Annotated in this window: 4 protein-coding genes; 3 read left to right on the top strand and 1 reads right to left on the bottom strand. The window is 44.2% G+C overall.

Annotation, left to right across the window (positions count from 1 at the left end; all coding sequences use genetic code 11):
- The first annotated feature begins 44 nt into the window (after positions 1-44).
- Positions 45-212 (top strand): hypothetical protein, encoded by a 168-nt coding sequence (locus tag IQ219_RS17050; protein WP_190596696.1) that lies wholly within the window; start codon positions 45-47, stop codon positions 210-212.
- Between the two features lie 2 nt (positions 213-214).
- Complete coding sequence (gene sbcC, locus IQ219_RS17045) at positions 215-3235, top strand: exonuclease subunit SbcC (protein ID WP_194073396.1); 3021 nt, start codon at positions 215-217, stop codon at positions 3233-3235.
- 90 nt (positions 3236-3325) lie between these two features.
- Here sbcC and IQ219_RS17040 read toward each other — a convergent pair whose 3' ends face one another.
- On the bottom strand, positions 3326-4108 hold the full coding sequence (locus IQ219_RS17040; protein ID WP_194073395.1) for a pentapeptide repeat-containing protein: 783 nt from the start codon (positions 4106-4108) through the stop codon (positions 3326-3328).
- A 75-nt stretch (positions 4109-4183) separates the two neighbouring features.
- On the opposite strand from IQ219_RS17040, the gene rpmF reads away from it, so the two are divergent.
- A complete protein-coding gene (gene rpmF / locus IQ219_RS17035) occupies positions 4184-4357 on the top strand; it encodes a 50S ribosomal protein L32 (RefSeq protein WP_190596701.1) in 174 nt (57 codons plus the stop codon).
- Positions 4358-4527 lie beyond the last annotated feature (170 nt).

The following is a 4527-nucleotide window of genomic DNA, read 5'->3' as shown; positions in this document are numbered from 1 at the left end:
AATATTACTTGGTCAGTCTTGATAATTAATTGACTAATTAGCCGATGAGTTTAGTTTTGTTAGTGGTATTTTTTCTGTTAACCAACGCTATCTTTACCAAGGTGTTGATCAGCTTGCCTGAATATTTTGTTAATCAAGGAGCAATGGTGGGGCGTTTTGCCATACTGGGATTAATCGTTCTTTTTCTCAGTTGGACAATGGGGGATGATTGACCATGGTGCCCCAACAGTTAATTTTAAAAAATTTCCTCAGTTACCAAAATGTTAGTCTAGATTTCCGCGGTCTACACACAGCCTGTATTTGTGGGGCTAATGGAGCAGGCAAATCATCTTTGTTGGAGGCCATTACTTGGGCAATTTGGGGTAAGTGTCGGGCCGAAAGTGAGGATGATGTGCTCCACAATGGCACCGATCAAGTAAGGGTAGATTTTGAATTTATTAGTAATAACCAAACCTATCGAATTATTCGCAGTCGCCAACGCGGCCGCAGTAGTGTAACGGAATTCCAAATCAAAAGCGGCGATCATTTCCGCACCCTTTCCGCTAAAGGACTCAGGGCTACCCAGGAAAAAATCACCACCACGCTGAAATTAGATTACGAAACCTTTGTTAATTCGGCCTATCTGCGCCAAGGAAGGGCCGATGAATTTATGTTGCGCAAACCCAGTGAACGTAAACAGATCTTGGCAGATTTATTAAAGTTAGACCAGTATGAATTACTGGCAACTAGAGCGAAGGATATTTCCAAGGAAGCCAAGGGTAAAATTAATATTCTCAATGAACGCTTGCAAATATTAGAGCAGGACTTGAACCAGCGACCGGATGTGGTAGCTAATCAAGAAAATTTAACCGCAGAAATTAAAGTGGTTCAAGCTCAACAAGAGCAGACGCAATGGCAGTTACAACAGCTACAAACTAGTCAAAATCAACGGCAACAATGGCAAAAGCAAGCTGGTTGGCAACAACGACAATGTCAGGAGTTGACCACTGAAATTGCCAGGTTACAGAATCAGAATGAGGAAATTGCTCAGCAATGTCAAAAACTAGAATTATTGTTGGAACAAGAAGCCGTTATTCAAACTAATTTTCAGCGTTATCAAAACCTACAAAGCCAGGAAGCAGAATTAGCTAAAGACTTTCAGCAATATCAAAATTTACAACAGCAACGACAGGATTTAGAGCAACAGTTACAACGCCAAGAAAATGAATTAGCACGACAAACGGAGCAACAACTTCTGCGCTTGGAGCATCTAGATAAACAACTGGCTGAATTACAACCTATTTTAGCCCAACAGCAGGACATTGAAGTGGAGTTAGGTAAGTTAAAAACTGCTAAGCAAAAACTAAGTCAACTTGATAACCTCCAGCACCAAGTTGCCCCCCTTTTACAACGAAGTTCTGTCCTACAAGCGGATTTAGAAAGGGCCAGGGCCCAGTGTCAGGCGCAACTAGAGCAACGGCAGGCGATCGCCAAACAGTTACAGATAGCCATTGCCGCCATCCCCGACCAAAGAAGAGCTTTTCAGGCTTTGGACGAGGAAATTTCCCAACTAAAAAATAAACAGGTTTACCTTAAACGGGTAGAGGAAAAAGGCCAGGAAAGGGGTCATTTCAAAGAAAGATTGCAGGAAAATCAAAGATTATTTGAAAAACAGTTACGGGAATTAGAGCAAAAACTGAGTTTGTTAGATATTCCTGGGGCAACTTGTCCCCTGTGCGAACAGGGTTTAGATGGCCATTATCACCAGCAGGTAATCGAAAAAACTGAACATCAATGTCAAGAATTACGCAATCAAATTTGGATCTTAAAGGAACAAATTACCCTGGCGGATCAAGAATTGGCCATTCTTCGTAATGAATATAGAGAAATTGCCGATGGTTTAAATAATTTAGAACAATTGTTGCAACATTATGGGCAAATGGAAGCTGAATTAGAAAAAAGTGGAGAAAACCATGAGCGATTGGTGGATTTAAATGAGCAAATCGCTGACCTAGAACTAAGCTTAAACCAAGGGACTTTTGCTGCCTCTCTCCAACTGGAATTAGCTGTTCTGGAGCAGGAATTGACTAGCTTAGCCTACGACGAACAAACCCACGCATTGGCCCGTTCTACGGTGGATCAACTGAGAAAGGGGGAAATCCGCCACGCTAAGTTTAGAGAAGCCCAAGCCAAGCATCGACAACTAATGGCCGATCGCCCTGGGTTGGAGGAAAAATTGCTGGCATTACGTTCCCAATTACAAAGTTTGGGCACCAGTTCCCTCCTACATCAACAATGGCAACAGGCAGAAGCCGTCCTATCCCAACTGAATTACAACAGCGAAACCCATCAACAATTGTTGGGGGAATTGCGTCGTCAACAGTCTTGGCAATTACGGCACCAAGAACTAGAGCAGGCTCGGCAACAATTACCCATTCTGGTGCAACGGGCCCAGGAATATCGAGAGCTCATTGGCGATCGCCAGCAGGCCTTAGGAGAAAGGCAGAGGGAATTGGCCCAGTTGGAGGAACAAATTCGTCAATATGCAGACCATAGGGAACAAATTCAATTGTTGGAGCAAGAATTAGGACAAAGAAGGCAACAGTTGGATAATCTCTTGGCTAAAAAAGGGGGGTTGGAGCAATTGTTAATCCAAATTGACACTTTGCAGGAAGAATATGAAGAAACTAAACAGCAGTTTAATCAAGCTCAAAAACAGTTTCGCATCCATGAAGAGTTGAGCAAAGCCTTTGGCAAAGATGGTATTCAAGTAATGATTATTGAAAATATTTTACCCCAGCTAGAAGCGGAAACCAATTACATCTTGGCTCGGTTAACGGGTAATCAACATCATATTCAGTTTGTTACCCAAAAAGAGGGCAAAAGCAGCACTAAACGTAAGCCTAAAATGATTAATACCCTGGATATTCTCATTGCTGATGCCCAGGGTACCAGGCCCTATGAAACCTATTCCGGCGGGGAAGCTTTTCGGATTAATTTTTCTATCCGTTTAGCCCTGGCCAAATTATTGGCTCAACGTTCTGGTACCGCTTTGCAATTACTGATTATTGACGAAGGTTTTGGTACCCAAGATGCGGACGGTTGCGATCGCCTGGTGGCCGCCATCACAGCCATTGCCTCGGACTTTGCTTGTATTTTAACTGTCACCCATATGCCCCAGTTTAAGGAGGCTTTCCAACAGCGCATTGAGGTGAATAAAACTGAATTTGGCTCCCAATTGGCCATTGTCAGCTAGGCTCGGTACGGGACTAAAAAATCCTCTCGTTTTCACCTAGTTTGACAAGAAAAATTCCTAGATTAAAGAGAAATAAAACACCAGCAAAAATTAACTATGTTTACTGCCATCGGGGAGAATGGCTCCCGTTAACTTGGCCGCCGTTAGCTTGACCATAATCCGATTACCCGCGCCAATTTTAGCCCCTTGCAAATTCGCCCCGCTGAGATCCGCCCCACTTAAATCCGCTCCGACTAAATTAGCTTCTTGTAAATTTGCCCCCCGCAGGTTAGCTTCCAACAAATTAGCCCGGAAAAGATTGGCCCGAAACAGGTTGGCATTTTCCAAATTAACTTGGTGTAAAAAACTATCACTCAAATCCGCATTACTCAGGTTAGCGGACACCATTTTTCGCCCTGATAAATCCTTTTCTTTCAAGTTGGCCCAACGCAAGTCCGCCCCGGTTAAGTCTCGATAGTAGGGTCGATTATGGTTTTCCTGATGATGGTGGGAATTAGAACTATGGTTATGGCTGGTCTGCTGTTGATCATGAGGCCGGGATTGACGATCGCCGGGAGGTGGGTAAGGTGGTGGATCTTTGGCCCTAGGCTTGGATTTAGGCTTAGCTTTGGGGGCCTTGCTGGGCTGATCCTTTTTAGGCACCTGGGAAGTTTTAGCGCTTAACTCCAACTCCAGCATTTCCTTGAGACGATCGCGGGCTTGGTTGATTTCCTTCAGTTTGCTGGCCGCCTTGGCTAACAGACGGGGATTGTCCCTGGGCAGGCGATCGGGATGCCAAACAAAGGCCAAATCTCGATAGGCTTCGTTGATTTCCTCCAGACTAGCCCCCACCTCTAGCCCCAGGATTTCGTAGTAGTGGGAAAACTCTTGCATAATCACCGCTGTGCAATGGCCCACTTAAAAGCGTAATATAGAAAGGTTGTCAATTTTTAAAATCCCAGAGAAGTCATGGCAGTTCCCAAGAAGAAAACCTCCAAAGCCAAACGTGATCAACGCCGAGCTCACTGGCGCAGACAAGCTTCATCGCAAGCGGAAAAGGCTTTATCCCTCGGCAAATCTATTTTATCTGGCCGTTCTACTTTCCTCTATCCCCCTGCAGAAGAAGAAGGGGAAGAAGAGTAGAGATAGAGATGATGTAGATATAAATTTTCAGTTAGCTGTCGGTTAGCTGAATTTAGCATTAAGGTGAGGGGCGATCGCCAAGGATAAAAAGGTTTTGGGAAAAATAGTTGAATTGATTGAACTTCAATGCTTAACCGGTTCCCGAAGCTTCGCCCAACTCCCTACCAAAC

Origin of the sequence: Synechocystis sp. LEGE 06083, assembly GCF_015207725.1 — a bacterium.
Classification (GTDB): Bacteria; Cyanobacteriota; Cyanobacteriia; order Cyanobacteriales; family Microcystaceae; genus Synechocystis; species Synechocystis salina.
This window is presented reverse-complemented; position numbering and strand designations above follow the sequence as displayed.

Coding starts and splice junctions, on each gene's coding strand:
- sbcC (WP_194073396.1), top strand. CDS start 215: ATGGTGCCCCAACAGTTAATTTTAAAAAATTTCCTCAGTTACCAAAAT.
- rpmF (WP_190596701.1), top strand. CDS start 4,184: ATGGCAGTTCCCAAGAAGAAAACCTCCAAAGCCAAACGTGATCAACGC.
- IQ219_RS17040 (WP_194073395.1), bottom strand. CDS start 4,108: ATGCAAGAGTTTTCCCACTACTACGAAATCCTGGGGCTAGAGGTGGGG.
- IQ219_RS17050 (WP_190596696.1), top strand. CDS start 45: ATGAGTTTAGTTTTGTTAGTGGTATTTTTTCTGTTAACCAACGCTATC.